The 21653-nt window shown below is 68.1% G+C and carries 18 protein-coding genes; 16 read left to right on the forward strand and 2 right to left on the reverse strand.

Annotated elements, in window-relative coordinates:
- The first annotated feature begins 1 nt into the window (after nucleotide 1).
- Both LJ656_RS06425 and LJ656_RS06430 read left to right on the forward strand, forming a co-directional pair.
- Nucleotides 2-2512, forward strand: coding sequence for a PAS domain S-box protein (locus LJ656_RS06425; protein ID WP_230508437.1), 2511 nt, complete (start codon nucleotides 2-4; stop codon nucleotides 2510-2512).
- Nucleotides 2509-3678, forward strand: coding sequence for a hybrid sensor histidine kinase/response regulator (locus LJ656_RS06430; protein ID WP_230508438.1), 1170 nt, complete (start codon nucleotides 2509-2511; stop codon nucleotides 3676-3678). Before LJ656_RS06425 ends, LJ656_RS06430 begins: the two co-directional genes overlap by 4 nt.
- 58 nt (nucleotides 3679-3736) lie before the next feature.
- Here the strand turns inward: LJ656_RS06430 and LJ656_RS06435 are convergent, their stop codons facing one another.
- Nucleotides 3737-4651: a helix-turn-helix transcriptional regulator gene (locus tag LJ656_RS06435; protein WP_230508439.1), complete on the reverse strand. Its 915-nt coding sequence runs from the start codon at nucleotides 4649-4651 to the stop codon at nucleotides 3737-3739.
- 333 nt (nucleotides 4652-4984) lie between these two features.
- Here LJ656_RS06435 and LJ656_RS06440 point away from each other — a divergent pair, with 333 nt between their 5' ends.
- Entirely contained in the window at nucleotides 4985-6688 is a 1704-nt protein-coding gene (locus LJ656_RS06440) for an FAD-dependent oxidoreductase (RefSeq protein WP_230508440.1), read from the forward strand.
- A 14-nt stretch (nucleotides 6689-6702) separates the two neighbouring features.
- Here LJ656_RS06440 and LJ656_RS06445 read toward each other — a convergent pair whose 3' ends face one another.
- Nucleotides 6703-8283, reverse strand: coding sequence for a cation:proton antiporter (locus tag LJ656_RS06445; RefSeq protein ID WP_230508441.1), 1581 nt, complete (start codon nucleotides 8281-8283; stop codon nucleotides 6703-6705).
- Nucleotides 8284-8556: 273 nt separating this feature from the next.
- On the opposite strand from LJ656_RS06445, the gene LJ656_RS06450 reads away from it, so the two are divergent.
- From LJ656_RS06450 to LJ656_RS06510, 13 genes are all read left to right on the forward strand, one after another.
- Nucleotides 8557-11478: an ATP-binding protein gene (locus LJ656_RS06450; protein WP_230508442.1), complete on the forward strand. Its 2922-nt coding sequence runs from the start codon at nucleotides 8557-8559 to the stop codon at nucleotides 11476-11478.
- Between the two features lie 211 nt (nucleotides 11479-11689).
- On the forward strand, nucleotides 11690-12682 hold the full coding sequence (locus LJ656_RS06455; RefSeq protein ID WP_230508443.1) for an alpha/beta fold hydrolase: 993 nt from the start codon (nucleotides 11690-11692) through the stop codon (nucleotides 12680-12682).
- Between the two features lie 261 nt (nucleotides 12683-12943).
- A complete protein-coding gene (locus LJ656_RS06460) occupies nucleotides 12944-13579 on the forward strand; it encodes a hydrolase (RefSeq protein WP_230508444.1) in 636 nt (211 codons plus the stop codon).
- Between the two features lie 90 nt (nucleotides 13580-13669).
- Nucleotides 13670-15562: an amidohydrolase gene (locus LJ656_RS06465; RefSeq protein ID WP_230508445.1), complete on the forward strand. Its 1893-nt coding sequence runs from the start codon at nucleotides 13670-13672 to the stop codon at nucleotides 15560-15562.
- 17 nt (nucleotides 15563-15579) lie between these two features.
- Nucleotides 15580-15990, forward strand: a complete 411-nt coding sequence (locus LJ656_RS06470; RefSeq protein ID WP_230508446.1) for a DoxX family protein — start codon at nucleotides 15580-15582, stop codon at nucleotides 15988-15990.
- A 50-nt stretch (nucleotides 15991-16040) separates the two neighbouring features.
- Nucleotides 16041-16703: an HD domain-containing protein gene (locus tag LJ656_RS06475; RefSeq protein WP_230508447.1), complete on the forward strand. Its 663-nt coding sequence runs from the start codon at nucleotides 16041-16043 to the stop codon at nucleotides 16701-16703.
- 69 nt (nucleotides 16704-16772) lie between these two features.
- Nucleotides 16773-17027, forward strand: a complete 255-nt coding sequence (locus tag LJ656_RS06480) for a DUF1427 family protein (RefSeq protein WP_230508448.1) — start codon at nucleotides 16773-16775, stop codon at nucleotides 17025-17027.
- Nucleotides 17009-17734 carry a YoaK family protein gene (locus tag LJ656_RS06485; RefSeq protein WP_230508449.1) on the forward strand — a complete coding sequence of 242 codons (726 nt, stop codon included), beginning with the start codon at nucleotides 17009-17011 and terminating at the stop codon, nucleotides 17732-17734. Before LJ656_RS06480 ends, LJ656_RS06485 begins: the two co-directional genes overlap by 19 nt.
- A 48-nt stretch (nucleotides 17735-17782) precedes the next feature.
- Nucleotides 17783-18718, forward strand: a complete 936-nt coding sequence (locus LJ656_RS06490; protein WP_230508450.1) for a VOC family protein — start codon at nucleotides 17783-17785, stop codon at nucleotides 18716-18718.
- Nucleotides 18719-18723: 5 nt separating this feature from the next.
- Nucleotides 18724-20163 carry an alginate export family protein gene (locus LJ656_RS06495; protein WP_425605906.1) on the forward strand — a complete coding sequence of 480 codons (1440 nt, stop codon included), beginning with the start codon at nucleotides 18724-18726 and terminating at the stop codon, nucleotides 20161-20163.
- 66 nt (nucleotides 20164-20229) lie between these two features.
- Nucleotides 20230-20541, forward strand: a complete 312-nt coding sequence (locus tag LJ656_RS06500) for a hypothetical protein (RefSeq protein WP_230508451.1) — start codon at nucleotides 20230-20232, stop codon at nucleotides 20539-20541.
- A gap of 124 nt (nucleotides 20542-20665) precedes the next feature.
- Complete coding sequence (locus LJ656_RS06505; protein WP_230508856.1) at nucleotides 20666-21100, forward strand: YeeE/YedE family protein; 435 nt, start codon at nucleotides 20666-20668, stop codon at nucleotides 21098-21100.
- Between the two features lies 1 nt (nucleotide 21101).
- Nucleotides 21102-21545: a DUF6691 family protein gene (locus LJ656_RS06510; protein WP_230508452.1), complete on the forward strand. Its 444-nt coding sequence runs from the start codon at nucleotides 21102-21104 to the stop codon at nucleotides 21543-21545.
- Nucleotides 21546-21653: the final 108 nt, after the last annotated feature.

Below are 21653 nucleotides of genomic sequence, written 5' to 3' on the forward strand. Positions count from 1 at the left end.
CATGATGACACCCGCACGCATATTGATAGTCGAGGACGATCGCATCGTCGCTCGCGACATTGCCCAGCAGATGACCCGCGTCGGTCATACGGTGGTCGGCACCACGACGCGCGGCGAGGACGCGCTCGTGCTCGCGCGCGACACCCAGCCCGAGCTGGTGCTGATGGACGTGCGGCTCGAAGGCGAGCTCGACGGGATCGACGCTGCCCGGCTGCTGCGCGACCAGTTCGATCTGGCGGTGGTGTTCCTGACCGCGTACGCGGACGAGGACACCGTGCGGCGCGCGACCACCGCGGAACCGTTCGGCTACGTGCTCAAGCCGTTCGACGACAACCAGTTGCGCACCATGGTCGAAATGGCGCTCTACAAGCACGGCGCAGAACGCCGGCTGCGCGCGAGCGAGGAACGCTACGCGGTGACGCTGTCGAGCATCGGCGAGGGGGTGATCGCCACCGATGCCGACGGCCGCATCGACTTCATCAATCCGGTCGCGCAGGCGCTGACCGGCTGGCGGCGCGCGGAAGCGCTCGGCCGTTCGCTCGGCGACGTGTTCCGGCTGATCGACGACCCCGCCGGCGACCCCGCGCTGCATCGCCGGCTGCTGGTCGCGCGCGACGGCGGCCGGGTGCCGGTGGAAAGCAACGGCTCGCCGATCGTCGACGACCAGCGCGAAGTGATCGGCGTGGTGCTGGTGTTTCGCGACGTCACGGAACGCCGCCGCGCGGAGGAAGCCGAGGTGCTGCGCGAAATCAACGCGCGCTTCGAAACCGCGATGTGCGGCTCGAACGTCGGCGTGTGGGCGATCGACATGCCCGATGGCGATTTCCGGCGCGGCACCGCGCGCTTCGCGAACGTGTGGGAATGGCTCGGCTATACCGGCAAGGCGCCGCTGCTCGACTACGACGCGTATATGAGCGTGGTCCATCCGGACGAGCGGGCGGCGACCGAGGAAGCGATGCAGCGCTTTCTCGCGCAGCCCGACGGCGTGTTCGAGATCGAGAACCGGCTGCTGCACCACGACGGCAGCGACCGCAAGGTGCTGGTGCGCGGCACCGCGCGCTGCGATGCGAGCGGCAAGCCGGTGCATTTCATCGGCAGCGTGGTCGACATCACGCAACTGAAGCACGCCGAGCAGGAGCTGCGCGTGAGCGAGGAACGCTTTCGCGGGACCTTCGAGAATGCCGCGGTGGGCATCGCGCATTGCGATCTCGCCGGGCGTTTCCTGCGCGTGAATCAACGCGCCTGCGAGATCGTCGGCTACGAGCGCGACGCGTTGCTCGAACGGCGCTTGCAGGACCTCACGCACGGCGATTTCTGCGCGGCGCTGCTGCGGCGCTTTGGGGTGCCGAGCGAGGCGGGCGCGTCGCATTTTTCGGAAGACCAGGTGCTGGTGCGGCGCGACGGCATGCGCGTGTGGGCCAACCTGTCGGTCGCGCTGCAATTCGACGAGGCCGGCCACACCAGCCACATCATCGCGATCATTCAGGACATTTCGGCGCGCAAGGCGCTCGAAGACGCGGTGCGGGTCGCGAAGGACGCGGCCGAGGCGGCCAATCAGGCGAAAGACCAGTTTCTCGCCAACATCAGTCACGAGTTGCGCACGCCGCTCAACGGCATTCTCGGCTATGCGCAGATCCTGCGGCGCGACGCCGGGCTCGACGCGCGGCAACTGGCGAGCCTCGGCGTGATCGAGCAAAGCGGCGAACATCTGCTGTTGCTGATCAACGACCTGCTGGACTTCGCGCGGATCGGCGCGGGCAAGCTCGAACTACAGGTGCGCGACGTGCCGCTCGCGCCGTTTCTCGATGTGATCGCCGAGATCGTGCGGGTCCGCGCGCAGGAAAAAGGCCTCGTGCTGCACTATCGCGCGGCGCCGGATCTGCCCAACGCGATCAGCGTGGACGAAAAGCGGCTGCGCCAGGTGCTGCTGAACCTGCTCGCCAATGCGGTCAAGTTCACCGATCACGGCGAAGTCACGCTCGCGGTCACGCCGGTGCGGCCGGGGCGGCTGCGCTTCGAAGTGACGGACAGCGGCATCGGCATCAGCGCCGACCGCCGCGACGCGATCTTCGAGCCGTTCGAACAGGCCGGCGAACTGACGCGGCGCAGCGGCGGCGCGGGGCTCGGTCTTGCGATCAGCCGTCAACTGGTGCGCATGATGGGCGACGATCTGCGGGTGGCGAGTTCGCTCGGCGCGGGCAGCGCGTTCTGGTTCGAACTCGATGCGCCGACGGTCCCGGCGCCCGCCGCGCCGGTGGCCGCGCCGTTGCGGATCGCGCCCGAGCCGGCCGGCAGGTTCGTCGTGCCGCCGCCGCACGAAATGGCGCAATTGCACCGCTTCGCGCTGCTCGGTTCGATGCGCGACATCGTCGAGCGGGCCCAGCATCTGGTCGCGCTCGATAGCCGTTACGAAGGGTTCGCCGCGCGTCTGCGCGCGCTGGCCGCCGCGTACGAGTCGCAGGCGCTGCTCGCGCTGATCGAAGCGCATCTGGTTCAGGGGTCCCAGGCATGATTCATTCGCTCGATATCGCCCCGCCGGTCGTGCTCGTCGTCGACGACACGGCGACCAATCTCGGTCTCGTCGTCGATGCGCTGGAAAGCAACAACCTGCGCGTGACGGTCGCCCGCGACGGCTGCGAAGCGCTCAGGCGCGCCGAACTGGTGCAGCCCGATCTGATCTTGCTCGACGTGATGATGCCGGAGCTCGACGGCTTCGAAACCTGCCGTCTGCTGAAGGCCAATCCGCTCACGCGCGAAATTCCGGTGATCTTCATGACCTCGCTCACCCGCACCGCGGACAAGGTCACCGGCTTTCGCGCGGGCGCGGTCGACTTCGTCACCAAGCCGCTGCAGATGGAAGAGGTGGCCGCGCGCGTGAATACGCATCTGAAGCTGCGCGCGTTGCAGACCTTGCAGCAGGAGCAGAACGCGCGGCTGCAGGAAGAGGTCAACAGCCGCAAGCAGGCGCAGGAAGCGCTGCTGGAAATGATCAACGGCGTGCGCAACGTGTCCAACGCGATCGCTCACGATCTGCGCACGCCGCTCACCGAAGTGCGTTCGCGTCTCGAAGTGCTGATACTCGAATTGCGCAAGCAGGGCGACGAGCGCGTGCTGACGCAACTCGAAACCGCGCTCGCGGACGTGGACCGGGTGATCGGCATCTTCAACGCGCTGCTGCGCCTCGCGGAAATCGACGCGGGCGTGCGGCGCGCGGGCTTTGTCGCGTGCGATCTCGGCGCGCTCGTCGAGGAAGCGGTGGAGTTCTATCAGCCGGTCGCGGAATTGCGCGGGCTCACGCTGACGCTTCGCGCGTGCGCGCGGCTGAACGCGGTCGCGGACCCGTTGCTGATCGCGCAGGCGGTCGGCAACCTGATCGACAACGCACTGAAGTTCGCGCGTGAGAACGGCGACGTCAGCGTCGTCGCGCGGGCGACCGCAACGGGCGTGTGCATCGAGGTAGCGGACGACGGGCCCGGCATTCCGGCGGCGGAACTGCCCAAGGTCACCGAACGCTTCTATCGCGGCGACGCGAGCCGCGGCACGCCCGGCGTGGGGCTCGGACTCGCGCTGGTGAAGGCGGTCGCGACGCTGCATCACGGCACGCTGAGCCTCGCGGACAATCACCCGGGGCTGGTCGCGAGCCTCACGATTGGCGGTGGCGACAGCGCGGCGGGCTGAGCGCGCCGTTTTGACGAAAAGTGCTCCCCGCAGTGCTCCCCGCGCGGCGCCGGCGAATTCAACCGGCGGCCTGACGGCGCCAGGCCGCGGGCGGCGTGCCGGTCATCTGCGAGAACACGCGCGTGAAGTGGCTCTGATCCGAAAAGCCGCACGTGACGGCGATTTCGGTGATCGGCCGTTGCGAGCCGCTCAGCAACTCGCGCGCGCGCTCGATGCGCTGCTCGAGCAGCCACTGATACGGCGTTCGCGCGGTGGTGTGCTTGAACGCGCGGATGAAATACGCGCGCGACAGTCCGCACGCACCGGCGATTTGCTCGATGGACATCGGCGTCTGAGTCGTTGCGAGCAGCATCTCGGTCGCTTGCGCATGCTGGCGCGGCGACAGTCGGCGCGGCAGCTTCGGCGTGCGCGCCGGCGCGTGTCCGTATTGATCGAGCAGGTGCGTGCCGATCGCGAGCCCCAACTGTTCGACGAACAGCGGATGCGTTTCCCGCCCACCGTCGAGCGTGTGCGCGAGCACCTGCGCGAGGTGGCCGAGCACCGGGTCGCGGGTGCCGGGCTTCACATCGAAACTGGCGCTGCCCAGGCTCTCCCGTTGTTCATGCGCATTGGCGATGAAGCCGCGCGACAGTTCGACCAGCACGAAGTCGAAACCGCTTTGCAGATCCGCGCGATAGTCGTCGGCGAAATCGCGCAGGTAGATGGCGTGTTGGTCGAAGCTGTACAGCGACGAGCGTTTGCCCTTGAAGATGCGGCGCCGGTGACCGCCCTGGAGCGCGACGCCGAGCAGAAAGCCGCGCCCGGATGCGGGCGTCGCGACGACGCTCGGCATGTCGTTCTGCGTGCATTTGCGATGCACGGTGAATTCGCCCGCGTTGAGTTCGAGATCTTTGCGCAGCCGGTTCGCGACGCAGCCGAGGGAGTCCTGGTGCGGGAACGCGTCGGGTGCAAGTGCGTTGTGAATGTCGAGCATGATGAGCAACCTGTTCGCGTCGGGATCCGTCGTTACGCGCTGACGCGACCGTAGTGACCGGAGTACGAGCAGAGTGTGAGCGCAATGGCAGCGAAAGACGTTACCACAGCAATAAGGCGTCCGTAAGCCGTTCGCGCGTCGTTGCTATTTTGAAGCGTGGCCACGCGCACGCGCTGCCACGCTGCCCGCTTTCAGAAAATTTAAGCCCCGCGGCCAAGGACGCTTCAGCCGCTGGCTTTTAGACTCGGCCCGAGTTGCGCCGCGCACGAATCCGCGCACGAACCTCGACGCCGGATGCAAGTCCGGCCGCTTAAGTCTGTGATGGAGCGTCTGATGATCCCACCATTTATTCCCGGCACGCTGCCGGCCGAGCTGGAAGTGCCGTTTTCGTCGCTCGAATACCGGCAGCACCAGATGTTTCCGCGCCTGTCGCCGAGCCAGATCGACAGCGTGCGCCGCTTCGCGCGGCCGTTGCAGTTCCGGCGCGGAGAGCGCATTTTCGAAACCGGCAAGGTCGCGCCGGGTCTGTTCGTGCTGCTGCGCGGGCGGGTGCGAATCGAATCGCGCGACAGCTTCGGACGCTCGACGCTCGTCACCGAACATGACGACGGTCACTTCATGGCCGAGATGGCGCAACTATCGGGCAAGCCTGCGCTGATCGACGGGATCGCGCTGACCGACATCGACACGCTGGTGATCGAGCCCGAGCGGCTGCGCGCGCTGATCGTCGCCGACGCGCAACTCGGCGAGCACATCATGCGCGCGCTGATCCTGCGCCGTCTGGGACTGATCGAGCAGGGGCTGGGGCCGATCATCGTCGGCAACGCCAATGACGCGCGGCTCGTCAGCCTGCAAGGCTTTCTGCGGCGCAACGCGTATCCGGCCACGGTCGTCGACGCGCGCACCGATCCGGAAGCGCTCACGCTGCTGGAAGGGATCGCCGCGAGCGCCGACGATTTCCCGCTGGTGTTCTGCCCGAACGGCTCCGTGCTGCGCGCGCCCGATGAAGCGCGGCTCGCGTCTTGCCTCGGCCTCGTGCCGGCCTTCGAGCAGTCGCACGTGTACGACGTCGCGATCGTCGGCGCGGGCCCGGCCGGGCTCGCGGCGTCGGTGTATGCGGCGACCGAGGGCTTGTCCGTCGCGGTCTTCGATCAGCGCGCGCCGGGCGGCCAGGCGGGCGCGAGCGCGCGGATCGAGAACTACCTGGGTTTTCCGACCGGCATTTCGGGGCAGGCGCTGGCGGCCCGCGCGTTCCAGCAGGCGCTGAAGTTCGGCGCGCATCTGGCGATTCCGGGGCAGGTGCAGTGCGTGGAACGCGACGCGCAGCGCTTCGTATTGACGCTGACCGACGGCCAGCGCGTGAGCGCCCGCACGGTGGTGGCCGCGAGCGGCGCGTCGTATCGCAAGCCGCGCGTGCCCGGCTTCGAGCAGTTCGACGGCTGCGGGGTCTACTACTGGGCGTCGGCGATCGAGGCGAGGCTGGTGAAGGGGCAGGACATCGTGCTGATCGGCGGCGGCAATTCGGCGGGCCAGGCGGTCGTCTATCTGGCGAACTTCGCGCGCAGCATCCGTATGCTGATTCGCGCGGCGGACCTGGACGCCAGCATGTCGCGTTATCTGATCGAGCGGATCGGCTCGTTGCCGAACGTGACGCTGTGCACGCGCTGTTCGCTGACCGGACTCGCGGGCGACGCGGCCGGTCTCGCGCGGCTGCAGGTGCGCCGGCAACTTGCGAACGGCTGCGAGGACGAGACCATCGAGACCCGCCATCTGTTCCTGTTCATCGGCGCCGATCCTGAAACGCAGTGGCTCGCGATGAGCGGTGTCGAACTCGATCCGCATGGTTTCGTGAAGACCCATGCCGCCGAGGCCGCGAGCGACCCCTCACGGTTGCCGTTGGAGACCAGCGTGCCGGGCCTGTTCGCGATCGGCGACGTGCGCGCCGAATCCGCGAAGCGCGTGGCGTCGGCGGTCGGCGACGGCGCGGCGGTGGTCAGTCAGATCCACGCGCACCTGAGCCGGCGCGAGCCGGTCTGAAGACCCGCGCGCGGCTACGGTTCCAGCAGCCGCACGAGCCGCATCTCCTCGAAATCAAGTTCCGATTCGAGCCGATGCAGCACCGCGTCGTCCACCCGGCCATGGCGATGCAGATCGAGCAATGCATTGCGGGTCACGCCCACGAGGTCCAGTTCGACGCGCAACAACTGCGCGCGGTCCTCGATGCGCGGCGCGCCGGTCAGATGCGCATCCTGGTTCGCGCTGACCCGCGCACGGTATTCGGCGATCAGCCGTTCGCGCTTGTCGCCCGGAATCTGCGGCAGCCGTTTGCCGGGCGCGTTGAGCACGGCCAGCGCGGCGCCGAACGAATGCGCCCGCGCCTCGTGCTCGGACATCGTGTGGCGCGCGGCGGGGCGCAGCCGCAGCCAGCGGATCAGCGGCGCGAGGCTGCCGCCTTGCACGACCAGCGTCGCGATGATCAGCACGAAGGTGCTGAAGACGATCAGGTCGCGGCCGGGAAAACTCTCCGGTAGCGCGAGCGCGGCCGCCAGACTGACGACGCCGCGCATGCCGGCCCAGCCCATCACCAGCGCTTCCGCGAACGACCACGCGGGCCGCCCGGTGCGCCGCGCGCGCAAGCGGCCCGGCAGCCAGATCACGGCGAGCACCCACACCAGCCGCGCGACGATCGCCGCCGCGGTCGCCGGCAACGCGACCCGCAGACCGGCCAGCACCAGTGCGCTTTCGTGATTGACGCGCACGAGGATCTCGTGCAGCGCGAGGCCGATCATGATGAAGACCAGCGCGTCGAGCACGAACACCACCGCTTGCCACGTGCCCTTGGCCTTGATGCGCAGATCGGCGCTGAACACGCGATGCTGACGGATGCCGAGCACCAGCCCGCAGGTGACCACCGACAACACGCCCGAGCCGCCCAACGCGTCGGCGATCCCGTAGCTCGCCCACGCCATCACGAAGGTCACGACGATGCCCAGCATCGGTTCGCGCAAGCGCGGCAGCACCCAGCACATCGCCTGGCCGCACAGCAACCCGACTGCGACGCCGACGAGCATCAGCGTGACGAACAGCGCGGTGCCGCTGCGCCACGTGATGGTGGCGGCGAGCGCCGCGGACACCGCCATCTGATATAGCAGCAGACCCGATGCGTCGTTGACGAGGCTTTCGCCTTCGAGCACGGCGACGAGGCGCGCGGGCAGCGGATAGCGTTGCAGGATCGCTTTGGCCGCGACCGCGTCGGGCGGCGACACGATCGCGCCGAGCGTGAAGCAGGCTGCCCAGGGCAGCGCGGGATTGAACGCGTGCACGGTGAGCGCGACGGCCACGGTCGTGAAGGTGACCGCGCCGAGCACGAGCGACACGATCGTGCCGAGCCCGTCGCGAAACTCTTTCCATGCGGTATAGAAGGCACTCGACATCAGGAGCGGCGGCATGATCGCCGCCAGCAGCAGTGCCGGGTCGGTCTGCGGCACACGCCTGCCGGCGAGCGCGATCACGCAGCCGCCGAACAGCAGCACGACCGCCGGCGGAATCGCGATGCGTTCGGCAAGCCAGGTCAGCGCGCTCGCGCCGCAAATAAGCAACAGCAGGTAGTGAAAAAATTCGACGTTGGTCATGATGCGCGGTTCCGGCGGCCGTTGAGTGCTCGAAGGGGACGGCAGCATATATCAGTTCGAATCCGCGTGTCCTTAAGCACGGGCCGCGATGCATGGCGGATGTATGACGGAGGTATGACGGATGTTTCGCAGCGCTGCGCGGGGGCATTTTTCTGCAAGACTCGCGGCATGCGCAACGCTTACAATTTCCTCTCGTCATTACATCGACGACCTTATCGACGTGCTGGTATCCGCAGTCATCACGCCACACTTCGGCGGCTCAAGGAGGCATCCATGATCAAAATTGGCGCTTTGCTCGTCAACTTCGAGCAGCGTGAAATTCTGCGTCACGGCTTGCCGCTGCGCATCAGCGCGCGCGCATTCGACATTCTGGAAGTGCTGTTTCGCGCCAACGGTTCGATCGTCAGCAAGGACGAATTGATCGACTCCGTATGGCCCGACCAGATCGTCGAGGAGAACCGCCTGCAAGTGCATATCGCGGCGCTGCGCAAGGCGTTGGAGGCGGATCGCGAACTGATCAAGACGGTGTCGGGACGCGGCTATATCCTGCTGCCGCAGTTGCCGGCCGCGGCGCCGGCCGCGCTCGCCACCCGGCTGCCCGGCCGCGCGCCGGCGCTGGTCGGGCGCGATCACGACGTCGAAAACGTGGCGGCCAAGCTCGCGCAGTCGGCCGTCGTCACGCTGGTGGGCGCGGGCGGGATCGGCAAGACCTCGCTCGCACTGTGCGTCGCCGAGGCCGTGCAGCAGCGTTTCGGGCGCACGGTCTGTTTCGTCGAACTGGCCTGCGCCAGTTCGCGCGCGTCGCTGCTGGCCACGCTTGCGCTGGCCTTGCAGGCGACGCCGGCCGACGTGATGCAGGACCCGTGCGCGCTGCTCGCGAAGATGTCGCCCGATGGCGTGCTGCTGGTGCTCGACAATGCCGAGCAGGTGGTCGGCGAGGTGGCCGAAGTGGTCGAAGCGCTGGTCGCGCACGCGCATTGGCTGCGTGTGCTCGTGACCAGCCGCGAGCCGCTGACGATCCGCGCGGAGACCGTCTACCGGGTCGAGCCGCTCGACGTGCCGGCCGCCGACGAGCCGCTCGAGACGATGCTCGCGCGCGGCGCGGTGCAGCTCTTCTTGCAGCGGGCGCGCGATCTCGCGCCCGCCTGCGCGGCGGACGCGGCCTGCGTGCGCGCGGTCAGCGAAATCTGCCGGCGCCTGGAGGGCTTGCCGCTGGCGATCGAACTGGCGGCGGCGCGGGTCGCGACGCTCGGTATCGACGGCGTCGCCGCGCGGCTGGACGACCGGCTCGATCTTCTGAGCGGCGGCTTGCGTCTGGCGCTGCCGCGCCACCAGACCTTGCGGGCGACCTTCGACTGGAGCTACGCGCTGCTCGATGCGGACGCGAAGGCGTTGTTCCGCAGTCTGGCGTTCTTCGCCGGCAGCTTCGCGTTCGACGCGGTGTGCGCGGTGGCGATCGAGCCCGGCGCGCCGATCGCGTCGACGATCGCCGCGCTCGGCGAACTGTCCGCCAAATCGCTGTTGACGGTCGAATTTCATGGCGCGATCGCGCTGTACCGGCTCACCGAATCGACCCGCGCGTATGCGATGGAAAAGCTGCGCGACGAGGGCGAACTGCAACGCGTCGCGCAGCGCCATCTGCGCTATCTGCAGCGGCAGATCGAAGACCGCTCGGCGCTGGTCCCGCACCGCGGCCAGGCAGACGGCGCGCACGCGCCGCTCGACGCCGCCCGCAGCGCGTGGGACTGGGCGTTTTCGGCGCAGGGCGACGCGACGCTCGGGGTGGCGCTGGCGGGCGCGCTGGTCGGCCGGCTGCTCGATGCGTCGCTGGTGCACGAATGCCGCGAGCGCGCGCAACGCGCGCTCGAAACGCTCGATGCGTTGCCGCACGGCAGCGTCGATGCAACCTGCGAGATGCGCGTGTGCTCCGCCTACGCGGCCGCGCTGCTGATGACGGACGGCGCCGCCGCGGATGCCGCCGCGCTGTGGCGGCGCGTGCAGGCGCGCGCGGTCGCGAGCGGCGACGCGGCCTTCGAGGCTCGCGCGATGTGGGGGCTGTGGAACGCGGCGATGACCGCCGGCGACATTCATGCGTCACTGCGCTTCGCGACCCGCTTCGAGTCGCGCGCGCTAAGCAGCGGCTCCGCGTGGCAAAAACTCTGTGCGAGCGCCACGCTGGCGGCGTCGCTGCATTGCTTCGGCGAACACGCGCAGGCGCGCGAGCGGCTCGAGCGCACGTTGGCGGCGCTCGACGCGCTCGCGCCGTACAGCCAGCCGGATACCGAACTGGCGATCGACCCGCGCATCTTCGGCACCGGCACGCTGGCCCGCATCGCGTGGATGCAGGGTGAAGCCGGGCTCGCGCTGGAACTGGTCGAGCGCAGCATCAACCTGGTGCGCGCGGACCTGCTGGAGCCGTCGCTGTGCCACCTGCTCGCGGTCGTCGCGGTGCCGGTCACACTGGCCTGCGGCGAAGCGGAGCTGGCCGCGCGTCATCTGGGGCTGCTGCGCTCGCAAGCCGCGCTCAATCGCTTCGACGGCTGGCAGGACTACGGCGACTGCCTCGCCGGTCAGCTGGCGCTGGCCGCGGGACGCCGCGCCGAAGGCGTGGCGCAGCTCGAAGCCGGTCTCGCCGGACTGCAAGCGCGCAACTTCCGCCGGCTGACGATCCCGCTGATCCTGAGTCTCGCGCAGGCGCTGATTCTCGACGGGCGGCTCGACGAGGCGCTCGCGCACATCGAAGACGCGCAGCGCCAGAGCGGCGCGCGCGGCGACCATGCGTTCGAGGCGGAACTGCTGCGCGTGAGCGGTGTAATCGACCTCGCCCGTGCGCGCACCGGTTACGCCGCCGGCGAGCCGGCGCGCGCGCGCCGGCTCGGCAACGGCCATCGCAAGCTCGCGCAGGCGCGCGAACTGGCGCGCGAGCAACAGGCGTGGCTGTTCGAGTTGCGCGCCGCGCTGGAACTCGCTGCATCGTTGCTGCTGGACGGCGCGCGGCGCGAGGCCGCGGAGCAGCTCGCGTCATTGACCCGCTTCGACGCGCAGCTTGCCGGCTGCGGCGAGCGCGCGCGCCTGCCCGAAGCGGCGCAACTGGCCGCGTTGCGGCGCGAACTGGCGATGCCTCAGTGCGTTGCGGCCATCGGCATGGACGCCGCGCTCAACGCCGCGCTAGGGGCCGCGCTCGGCGCCGATTAGCGCCAGCGCTCGAGCATTTGAGCGCGCTTTCAGATTTATTCAGCTTTCCCAAAGGACTTGGTTTTTTTCCGTCGCTAGACTGCGCGGGCGAAATCGAATGGTGGACCGCCTGCAGCGCTGCGGTCCGCCCCGCCCATCGCGATCAGCCTAATCGCTCATCAGCAGCGACCTCGCGCGGCCTGGCCGCAACGAGGCAACGACGGAGAGAACCATGACTACGCAACAAACCACGACGCAAACCAATTTCGCCGCGCGCCGGCGCCTTCTTTCCGCCAGCGCGGGCGTGGCCGGCGCGGTGGCCGCGATGACGAGCCTGCCGGCCGGCGCGGCCGGCTCGGCCGGCGCGAACGCGCAGCCGCACGGCACCGGCCACCATAACGGCGGCGGTTTCGTGAGCGCGAAAGACGGCACGCAGATCTTCTACAAGGACTGGGGCACCGGTACGCCGGTGGTGTTCTCGCACGGCTGGCCGCTGTCGGCCGACGCGTGGGACGCGCAGATGCTGTTCCTCGTCAATCAGGGCTACCGGGTGATCGCGCATGACCGCCGCGGCCACGGCCGCTCGGGCCAGCCGTCGGCGGGCAACGACATGAACACCTACGCGGACGACCTCGCCGCGGTGCTCGACGCGCTCGACGTGAAGGGCGCGATGCTGGTCGGCCATTCGACCGGCGGCGGCGAAGTCGCGCATTACATCGGCCGTCACGGCGAGAAGCGCGTCGCCAAGGCGGTGCTGATCGGCGCGGTGCCGCCGCTGATGCTGAAGACGGCCGGCAACCCGAACGGTCTGCCGATGTCGGTGTTCGACGGCATCCGCGACGGCGTCGCCGCGAACCGCTCGCAGTTCTACCTCGATCTCGCGACGCCGTTCTACGGTTTCAACCGCCCGGACGCGAAGGTCTCGCAAGGCCTCGTGCAGGACTTCTGGCGCCAGGGGATGGCCGGTTCGATCAAAGGCCAGTACGAGTGCATCAAGCAGTTCTCGGAAGTCGACTACACCGAAGACCTGAAAAAGATCAGCGTGCCGACGCTGATCCTGCACGGCGACGACGACCAGATCGTGCCGATCGACAACTCCGCGAAGCTGTCCGCGAAGATCGTCCGCAACGCGACGCTGAAGGTCTACGCGGGCGCGCCGCACGGTATGTGCAGCACGCACGTCGACAAGGTCAACGCGGATCTGCTCGCGTTTCTGAAGGGCTAATAGCGGCGCTTGCGGTGTTTTCGCCGGCAAGCATTCTTTCCGCCCCGCACCGTTGCCTGAATTCGCGCCGCCGCGGCGGCGCGATTCATTTGCGCGTCCCGCGACCGCGGCAATTTCAGAACGTCATCAGAAAACTTCAGGCTTTCCAAAGGACTTTCAGGTGCGCGCTGCCTAAAGTGAGCACCTTCGCGAAGCCTGTTTGGAAAGTCGCGATGAATCCTCCGCTGCAACGACCTTTAACCCATTTGATTGGAGCCGCTAATGGCTTTTGAACTGCTGACTCCCGAAACCTGCGCACTCGCGCTGATCGACCACCAGCCGCAGATGTTCTTCGGCACGCACTCGCACGAGCGCACCACGGTTCTGCACAACGTGCAGATCCTCGCGAAGGCCGCGAAGCTCTTCAAGGTGCCGACCATCCTCACGACCATCGCCGCCGATTCGTTCAGCGGCCACCTGCTGCCGGAAGTGCAGTCGGTGTTCCCGGAGATCAAGCCGATCGACCGCACGTCGATGAACTCGTGGGAAGACGCGGGCTTTCGCGCGGCGATCAAGGCGACCGGCCGCAAGAAGATCGTGATCGCCGGCCTGTGGACGGAAGTGTGCGTGACGTTCCCGACCGTGCAGATGCTGGCCGAAGGCTTCGAGATCTACGTGCCGACCGACGCGTGCGGCGACATCACCGAAGAGGCGCACGAGCGCGCGGTGCAGCGCATCGTGCAGGCCGGCGCGGTGCCGATGAACTCGCTGCAGTTCATGTGCGAACTGCAACGCGACTGGGCGCGCGGCGAGACCTACGACGGCTGCATGGAGATCTTCAAGGCGCACAGCGCGTATGGGATCGGCGTGCGCTACGCGAAGCAGATTCTCGGCGAACACGCGAGCGAGGCGGGCTAATACCCGCATGATCCCGCGCGCGGCACGCTACGAGTGCCGCGCGCGCTTCGCCCTACTAATCAATCGATTCACAGACACGGGAGAGCGTCGATGAGCGCATCCGACCAACCTCAGCGTATTGCCGACCTGGTGATCTACAACGGCAAGATCGCGACCCAGGACGAGCGCCGCTCGTTCGTGACGGCGCTCGCGGTGGCCGACGGCAAGATCGTCGCCAGCGGCAACGAGCGCGACGTGATGCAATGGGCGCGCGACGACGCGCGTCGCATCGACCTCAATGGCCGCACCGTGATCCCGGGGCTGAACGACTCGCACCTGCACGTGATCCGCGGCGGCCTGAACTTCAATATGGAATTGCGCTGGGACGGCGTGCCGTCGCTGCACGACGCGTTGCGGATGCTGCGCGAGCAGGTCGCGCGCACGCCGGCGCCGCAATGGGTGCGGGTGGTCGGCGGCTGGAACGAATTCCAGTTCGTCGAGAAGCGCGGTCCCACGCTCGAAGAAATCAACGCGATCGCACCGGACACGCCGGTGTTCATCCTGCATCTGTACGACAGCGCGCTGCTGAACGCGGCGGCGCTGCGCGCGGTCGGCTACACGCGCGACACACCCAATCCGCCCGGCGGCGAAATCCAGCGCGACCGGCGCGGCAATCCGACCGGCATGCTGATCGCGCGGCCGAACGCGGGGCTGCTGTATGCAACGCTCGCAAAAGGCCCGAAGCTGCCGCTCGACGACCAGATGAACTCGTCGCGCCAGTTCATGCGCGAGCTGAATCGCCTGGGCGTGACCAGCGCGATCGACGCGGGCGGCGGCTACCAGGCGTACCCCGACGACTACGCGGTGATCATGGAACTCGCGCGACGCGAGCAGCTGACGATCCGCATCGCGTACAACCTGTTCACGCAGAACGCGAAGCGCGAGATCGAGGACTTCGCGAAGTGGGTGAAGGCGACCCGTCCCGGCGACGGCGACGATTTCCTGAAGGTCAACGGCGCGGGCGAGATGCTGGTGTTTTCCGCGGCCGACTTCGAGGACTTCCTGGAGCCGCGTCCCGATCTGCCCGAAGGGATGGAGAAGGAGCTGGAAGGCGTGGTGCGCCTGCTGGTGCAAAACCGCTGGCCGTGGCGCCTGCATGCGACCTACGACGAATCGATCAGCCGCTTTCTCGACGTGTTCGAGCGCGTGAACGCGGACACGCCGTTTAACGGACTGCGCTGGTTCTTCGACCACTGCGAGACGATCTCGGATCGCAACATCGAACGGATCGCGGCGCTCGGCGGCGGCATCGCCGTGCAGCACCGGATGGCCTATCAGGGCGAGTACTTCATCGCGCGCTACGGCGCCGAGGCCGCCGCGCAAACGCCGCCGGTGCGCAAGATGCTGGCCGCCGGACTGCCGGTCGGCGCGGGCACCGACGCGACCCGGGTCGCCAGCTACAACCCGTTCGTGTCGCTGTACTGGCTGGTGTCGGGGCGCACGGTCGGCGGCACGCCGATGTATGCGCAACGCGACCGGCTCGAACGGATGGAAGCGCTGCGCCGCTATACGGTGGGCAGCGCCTGGTTCTCGAACGACGAAGCGAAGAAGGGCGCGCTGGTACCCGGCCAGTTCGCCGACTTCGCGGTGCTCAGCGACGACTTCTTCACGATCGACGAAGACGCGATCAAGCATCTGGAATCGGTGCTGACCGTGGTGGGCGGACGCATCGTGTATGCGCAAGGCGAGTTCGATGCACTGAGCCCGCCCGCGCTGCCGGTCAGTCCGACGTGGTCGCCGGTCGCCGAATTCGGCGGGTACGCGCGCTACAAGCCGGTGCCGGCACTCAACGCGACGGTGCCCGCGCAGTCGTGCAGCGACGCGTGCGTGAACCTGTGCGGGATCCATCAGCATGCGCACGGCTGGGCGTGGCGCAGCAACGTGCCGGCCTCGGACTCGAACGGGTTCTGGGGTGCGCTCGGCTGCAGCTGCTTCGCGTTCTGAACGGGGAGCGCGCCGCGATGAAACGCATCGACACCAACGACCTTGCGCTGCTGTTCCTGCGCGTGAGCGCGAGCGTGCTCGTGCTGATCGTGCACGGCTTGCCGAAGCTGCTCCATATGCATGCGCAGTTGAGCGCGATCGAGGACCCGTTGCATCTGGGCACCGCGTTTACGCTCGGCTTCGCGATTTTCGCGGAAGTCGTGTGTCCGCTGCTGATGATCGCCGGGTTGTTCACGCGGCTCGCCGCGTTGCCGATTCTCGTCGTCTGTGTGGTGGCGCTCGCGCTGGTCCATCCCGACTGGAGCATCGAGCAAGGGCAGTTCGCGTGGCTGCTGCTGATTGCGTTCGGCACCGTCGCGATCGGCGGGGCGGGGCGTTATCGCGTGCGCTGGCCGGGCCGGTCGCTGGCCTCGGGCGAGGCGGCGTGAGCGGGGCGCGCCGATGCATCCGTACCTGACTAACCAGCGCAAAGGAAACTATGCAGACGGCGTCGTGGCACCAGCTCAGTGAAGTCGCCGGCGTGCGGATTCCGCGCACGCCGGTGGCGACCGCCGCGGTCGAAAGCGCGCGCGCGACGCTGCCCGCGGTGCTGCTCGGGCACGCGAACCGGGTGTTCGTGCTGGCGATGTTGCGGGCCCGCCGGGGCGGCCTGAGCTGCGATACCGATGCGCTGTATGTGAGCGCGATGTACGCGAACATGGGTTTGAGTCCCGCGTATTCGCACTCGGCGGCGCGCTACGAACTCGACAGCGCGGACGCCGCGCGGCATCTGCTGCATCACTACGGGATGAACCCGCAGCTGCAGCACGACGCGTGGCTCGCAATTGCGTTGCACACGTCGCCGGGTATTCCGGCGCGCGTGACGCCGCTCGCGGAGCTGCTCGCGGCCGCGGTCCGCACCGATCTGACCGGCGCACACCTGCATCTGTACACGGAGCGCGAGCGCGCGACGCTGCTCGCCGCGTTCCCGCGCGGCAGCAGCTACGGGCGCGAGGTCATCGGCGCACTCGGACGCGGGCTCGCGTGCCGGCCGCACACGGCGGCCGGAACGCAGAACGCGGACGTACTCGAACGGCTCGATCCGGATTACCGCCGTGTCAATTTCTGCGGGCAGATATTGGGCTCGCCGTGGCCGGACTAGCGCGCTGAACGCCGATGGTGATTTGAACAGCGCGCCGTGTTTCGGTTCGCAACGCATGGAGAAAGCAACATGTCTTATCTGATTTCACTCGGCGCCGGTCTGGTCGTCGGCCTGCTCTATTACTTCTCGCGCGTGCAGTCGCCGGCGCCGCCGCTCGTCGCGCTGGTCGGCCTGCTCGGCATCGTGATCGGCGAGCACGCGATTCCGTTCGTGCAGGCGCAACTGCGCGCGCCGCAGGCTCAGAGCTCGAACGTGCAGCACACGCCCGCCACCACGACCACTGCCTCGGTTGCGAGCGACGCATCATGCAACAACCAGCACTGACCCCACGCCCGGGCCTGGCCGGCCGCGTGCTCGATTCGCTGCTCGGCGAGAACGGTCTGCTGGCGTTCGTCGCCGGCTACGTCGATACGCTCGGCTTCGTCGCGCTGTACGGGCTGTTCACCGCGCACGTGACCGGCAACTTCATCCTGATCGGCTCGGGACTCGCGGGCGCGGGCAGCGGGCTGTCGATCAAGCTGCTCGCGTTTCCGGCGTTCGTGCTCGGCATCGTCGTCGCGCGGCTGCTCGACGACACAATGCGCGGCCGGCCGGAGGGGACCCGCGCGGTCGGCCTCTACGCGTTGCAGATCGCGTTGCTGGTCGCGTTCATGCTGACCGGCCTCGCCGCGCTGCCGATTACGGATCCGAATGCGCCGGCAACCATCGTGTGCGGCTTGCTGGGCGCGGCCGGCATGGGCGTGCAGAACGCCCACGCGCGGCTCGCCACGCGCGGCGTGGCGGCCAATACGGTGATGACCGGCAACGTCACGCAGGCCGTGATCGATGCATTCGATCTGCTCGCGCCCGGCACCGCGCACACCGATCGCAACGAGGCCGGCGCGCGGCTGGTGCGCACGTTGCCGCCGGTGCTCGCGTTCGCGCTCGGCGCGGGCGGCGGCGCGCTCGGCTGGCTGAGCGCTTCGTTCTGGGCGTTGACGGTGCCGCTCGTTCTGCTCGCTGTGCTGAGCTGGCGCGCATCGCGCGCGTAACCCTCTTTTTCTTTCTCTGGATCTTCCGGGATCCTCAAGGAGTCTGCGTTGAACTTCTCTACTTTTAGCCGTTCGCTGCTCGCCGCGAGCATCGCCGTCGCGCTGTCGCTGCCGGTCACCGGCGCGTTCGCGGACAATGCCGCGTACTCGTACACCCCGCAGCCGGTTCAGGCCCCGGACGTCTCCGTCGGCGCGCAATACGACACCACGCACGTGTACGTGTCGGGCAACGATATCGACGCGTTCGTGAACAGCTTCGTTGCGACCTTCGGCGGCAAGGCGTCGCCGCGCGCGGTGTTTACGGTCACGCCGACGCCGAGCAGGACGGCTTCGCAATACGTGCAGACGCCGGTCGGGATGCTGTCGGTATTCGCGTTCGAAACGCCGGTGCCGTACCCGTTCGGCAACGAGCGCACCGGCTATCTGGTGACCGACATCGACAAGGCGGTGCGCGCTGCGCGCTCGGCGGGCGCCGACGTGCTGGTCGAAACGTTCGACGACCCGATCGGCAAGGACGCCGTCATCCAGTGGCCGGGCGGTCTGACGATGCAGCTTTATTGGCACACCAAAGCACCGTCCTATGCGCCGCTCGAACGGGTGCCGGACAATCGCGTGTACGTGTCGAAGTACGAGGCGAACAATTTCATCAAACGCTTCGTGCGCTTCTCGCACGGCAAGGTGCTGTCCGACAGCCGCCACGCGGACGGCGCGGAAATCGGCAAGACCGGTGAAGCGATCCGCCGCGTGCGGATCCAGTCGGGCTTCGGCAACATGCTGGTGTTCGTGACGGACGGCAAGCTGCCTTACCCGTATGGCCGCGAGACCACCGGCTACGAGGTTGCCGATCTCGACGCGACGCTCGCGAAGGCGCAAGCGAGCGGCGTCAAGGTGCTGGTGGCGCCGGCGCCGAACGTCGAAGGCCGCACCGCGATGGTCGAGTTTCCGGGCGGCTACGTCGCGGAACTGCATCAGCGCGCGAAGTAACCGGCATGCGTAATTGCATCGCTGGCGCGTTGAGGCGCCGAACGAAGTACGCGCGCGCGGCGCTGGCCGCGCTCGTCGCGATTCAGGCGGGCGGGGCGTTCGCCGGGAGCGCGGACGATGCCGCCTGCAACGTGAAGCGCCCGGTACCGGGCTTTAACCGCTGGCAGGAAAACTGGGGCGTGCTCGCCAATCCGTGCGTGCCGCGCAAGCCGCTCGATTCGCTGAAGTACCTGCCGTTATCGAGCGACCCGAGCTGGTATCTGTCGCTCGGCGCGAATCTGCGCGAGCGCTTCGAGCTGAACAATACGCCGCTGTTCGGTCTGGGCGCCGCGCAACCGGACAGCTGGCTGATCCAGCGCGCGCAAGTCCATGCCGATGCGCGCTTCGGCGAGCATGTGCAGGCCTTCGTGCAACTCACAGACGCGCGCCCGTTCGGCAAGGATTCCGTCACGCCGGTCGACAAAAACCCGCTCGATCTCGAACAGGCATTCGTCGCGTTCGTCTACGGCGTCGGCGGCGGCACCTTCAAGGCGCGGATCGGCCGTCAGCAGATGGCGTTCGACCTGCAACGCTTCGTGTCGGTGCGCGACGGCCCGAACGTGCGCCAGGGGTTCGACGCGCTCTGGGCCGACTACGAGACCGGCAAATGGCGCTTCATCGGCTACCTGACGCAGCCGGTGCAGAACCGCGACGCCGAAGTCTTCGACGACGTCTCGAACGGCCATCTGAAGTTCAGCGGCCTGCGGGTGGAGCGCGCGAACACCGGCCCGGGCGATCTGTCCGCGTACTGGTCGCGCTACCAGCGCGACAACGCGCGCTTTCTCGACGCCGCCGGCAACGAGCGGCGCGATGTGTTCGACGCGCGCTACGCGGGCAAGCAGGCGGCGTTCGACTGGGACGTCGAGGCGATGCTGCAGACCGGCAGTATCGGCGCCGCTTCGGTGGACGCGTGGGCGTTCGGCGCGCTCGGCGGCTATACCTTCGCGGCGTTGCCGGGCACGCCGCGCCTGGGCTTGCAGGTCGACGGCGCATCGGGCGACCGGCACCCCGGCGACGGCCATCTGCAAACGTTCAATCCGCTGTTTCCGAACGGCTATTACTTCACGCTGGCCGGCTATACGGGCTACACCAACCTGATTCACGTGAAGCCGTCGTTGACCTTCAAGGTCACGCCCAAAGTGACGCTGCTCACCGCGCTCGGTTTCCAGTGGCGCGACACGACCGCGGACGCGGTCTACGGGCAGGGGATGGCGGCCGTGCCGGGCACCGCGGGCAAGGGCAGCCGCTGGACCGGGATGTATGCGCAGCTGCGCGCCGACTGGGCGGTGAGCGATAACGTCGCGCTCGCGCTCGAAGCGGTGCATTTCACGGTCGGCGATTCGCTGCGCGCGCTGGGCGCACGCAATGCCGACTATGTCGGCGTGGAAGCGAAGTTCGGCTGGTGAGCGGGAAAGTCGCGCGGATTGGCGGGCATGCGCCGGGCTTCGGCGCAATACGACAGGGGAGAGTTGATGAACATGCTGATGCACGAACTGGAACTCACGCGTTTGCGCGCGGCGGTGCGCGCGAACCTCGACGACGCGAGCGTGTGGCGCTGGTACGCCGATCTGATGGAGGACGGCCGGGTGCGCTGCACGCGCACGCGCAGCGGCTGGCAGATCACGGTCGACGAGCATTGCACGGTGGAGGACGAATCGTTCGATCGCGCGGTGCGGGTCGCCGCGCACCGGTGGCTCGATATTCCGCGCGCGCCGGTCGCGTTGGTCCGTCGCCGCAAACGCTCGGCCAAGCCAGGTGTCGCGCTGGGGGCGCGGGTCAGTTAGGGACCGTGGTCGCGCGCAGGCTCGACTAGTTCGGCGAATTCGCGCACTATCGGATCGGCTGCGGGATCGGCTGGGGGATCTGCCGCGTCCCGGCCGTTCCATCCCACGCATCGAGGACACCATGATCACGATCGACCTGACTCGCTTCACGCCCGGCCTGTCGCTGACCGGCGGCTTGCTGATCGGGCTCGCGGCGGCCGTGCTGCTGCTGTTCGCCGGGCGTATCGCCGGTATCAGCGGCATTGTCGGCGGGCTGTTGAGCTTGCCGCGCCGTGACGTCGACTGGCGGCTCGCGTTCCTGATCGGTCTGCTCGCGGCGCCGGTGCTTGCCGCATGGTTCGGCATGCCGGTTCACGTGGAGATCGACTCGACGTGGGGCACGGTGCTCACCGCAGGTTTCCTGGTCGGCCTGGGCACCCGCTACGCGAGCGGCTGTACCAGCGGCCACGGCGTGTGCGGTCTGTCGCGCGGCTCGATCCGCTCGCTGGCCGCCACCGCGACGTTCATGGCGACCGGCTTCGTGACCGTGTTCGTGCAACGGCATCTGGCCGGAGGCTGAGATGGCGGCTTTTCTCGTTCCTCTGGTCGCGCTTGTTTCGGGTTTGCTGTTCGGTCTCGGGCTGATGGTTTCCGGTATGGCGAATCCGGCCAAGGTGCTCGACTTTCTCGATCTCGCGGGCAACTGGGACCCGTCGCTCGCGTTCGTGATGGCCGGCGCGATCGCGGTCGGCTCGGTGGCCTTTTTTGTGGCCAGACGGCGCACGCGTTCCTATCTCGGGCTGCCGCTGCAAATTCCGGCCACCACGGCCATCACCACGCGCTTGCTGGCCGGCAGCGCGCTGTTCGGGGTCGGTTGGGGGCTGGCGGGCTTTTGCCCGGGCCCCGCGCTGGTCGCGCTCGGCGCCGGCTATCCGAAGGGCATCGGCTTCGTCGCGGCGATGGTGGCGGGGATGCTGGTGTTCGAAGTGATCGAGCGCGCGCGGGCGGGTACGCGCCGGGCGTAAGCCGGAATCGCAGCTCAAGCTCATGCCTTGCATTGCCGGCTCGCGGCGCGTCGCCACGTGAAGGCGCTTGCCGTAGCCGGAGCCGGGCAACCCGCGGGTTGCGGCCGG

It is taken from the genome of Paraburkholderia sejongensis (assembly GCF_020880815.1).
In the GTDB taxonomy this organism is placed as follows: domain Bacteria; phylum Pseudomonadota; class Gammaproteobacteria; order Burkholderiales; family Burkholderiaceae; genus Paraburkholderia; species Paraburkholderia sejongensis.

Bases quoted from the DNA above. Each gene is read 5' to 3' on its own strand.
- LJ656_RS06425 (WP_230508437.1), top strand. From the start codon at position 2: ATGATGACACCCGCACGCATATTGATAGTCGAGGACGATCGCATCGTC.
- LJ656_RS06430 (WP_230508438.1), top strand. From the start codon at position 2,509: ATGATTCATTCGCTCGATATCGCCCCGCCGGTCGTGCTCGTCGTCGAC.
- LJ656_RS06435 (WP_230508439.1), bottom strand. From the start codon at position 4,651: ATGCTCGACATTCACAACGCACTTGCACCCGACGCGTTCCCGCACCAG.
- LJ656_RS06440 (WP_230508440.1), top strand. From the start codon at position 4,985: ATGATCCCACCATTTATTCCCGGCACGCTGCCGGCCGAGCTGGAAGTG.
- LJ656_RS06445 (WP_230508441.1), bottom strand. From the start codon at position 8,283: ATGACCAACGTCGAATTTTTTCACTACCTGCTGTTGCTTATTTGCGGC.
- LJ656_RS06450 (WP_230508442.1), top strand. From the start codon at position 8,557: ATGATCAAAATTGGCGCTTTGCTCGTCAACTTCGAGCAGCGTGAAATT.
- LJ656_RS06455 (WP_230508443.1), top strand. From the start codon at position 11,690: ATGACTACGCAACAAACCACGACGCAAACCAATTTCGCCGCGCGCCGG.
- LJ656_RS06460 (WP_230508444.1), top strand. From the start codon at position 12,944: ATGGCTTTTGAACTGCTGACTCCCGAAACCTGCGCACTCGCGCTGATC.
- LJ656_RS06465 (WP_230508445.1), top strand. From the start codon at position 13,670: ATGAGCGCATCCGACCAACCTCAGCGTATTGCCGACCTGGTGATCTAC.
- LJ656_RS06470 (WP_230508446.1), top strand. From the start codon at position 15,580: ATGAAACGCATCGACACCAACGACCTTGCGCTGCTGTTCCTGCGCGTG.
- LJ656_RS06475 (WP_230508447.1), top strand. From the start codon at position 16,041: ATGCAGACGGCGTCGTGGCACCAGCTCAGTGAAGTCGCCGGCGTGCGG.
- LJ656_RS06480 (WP_230508448.1), top strand. From the start codon at position 16,773: ATGTCTTATCTGATTTCACTCGGCGCCGGTCTGGTCGTCGGCCTGCTC.
- LJ656_RS06485 (WP_230508449.1), top strand. From the start codon at position 17,009: ATGCAACAACCAGCACTGACCCCACGCCCGGGCCTGGCCGGCCGCGTG.
- LJ656_RS06495 (WP_425605906.1), top strand. From the start codon at position 18,724: ATGCGTAATTGCATCGCTGGCGCGTTGAGGCGCCGAACGAAGTACGCG.
- LJ656_RS06500 (WP_230508451.1), top strand. From the start codon at position 20,230: ATGAACATGCTGATGCACGAACTGGAACTCACGCGTTTGCGCGCGGCG.
- LJ656_RS06510 (WP_230508452.1), top strand. From the start codon at position 21,102: ATGGCGGCTTTTCTCGTTCCTCTGGTCGCGCTTGTTTCGGGTTTGCTG.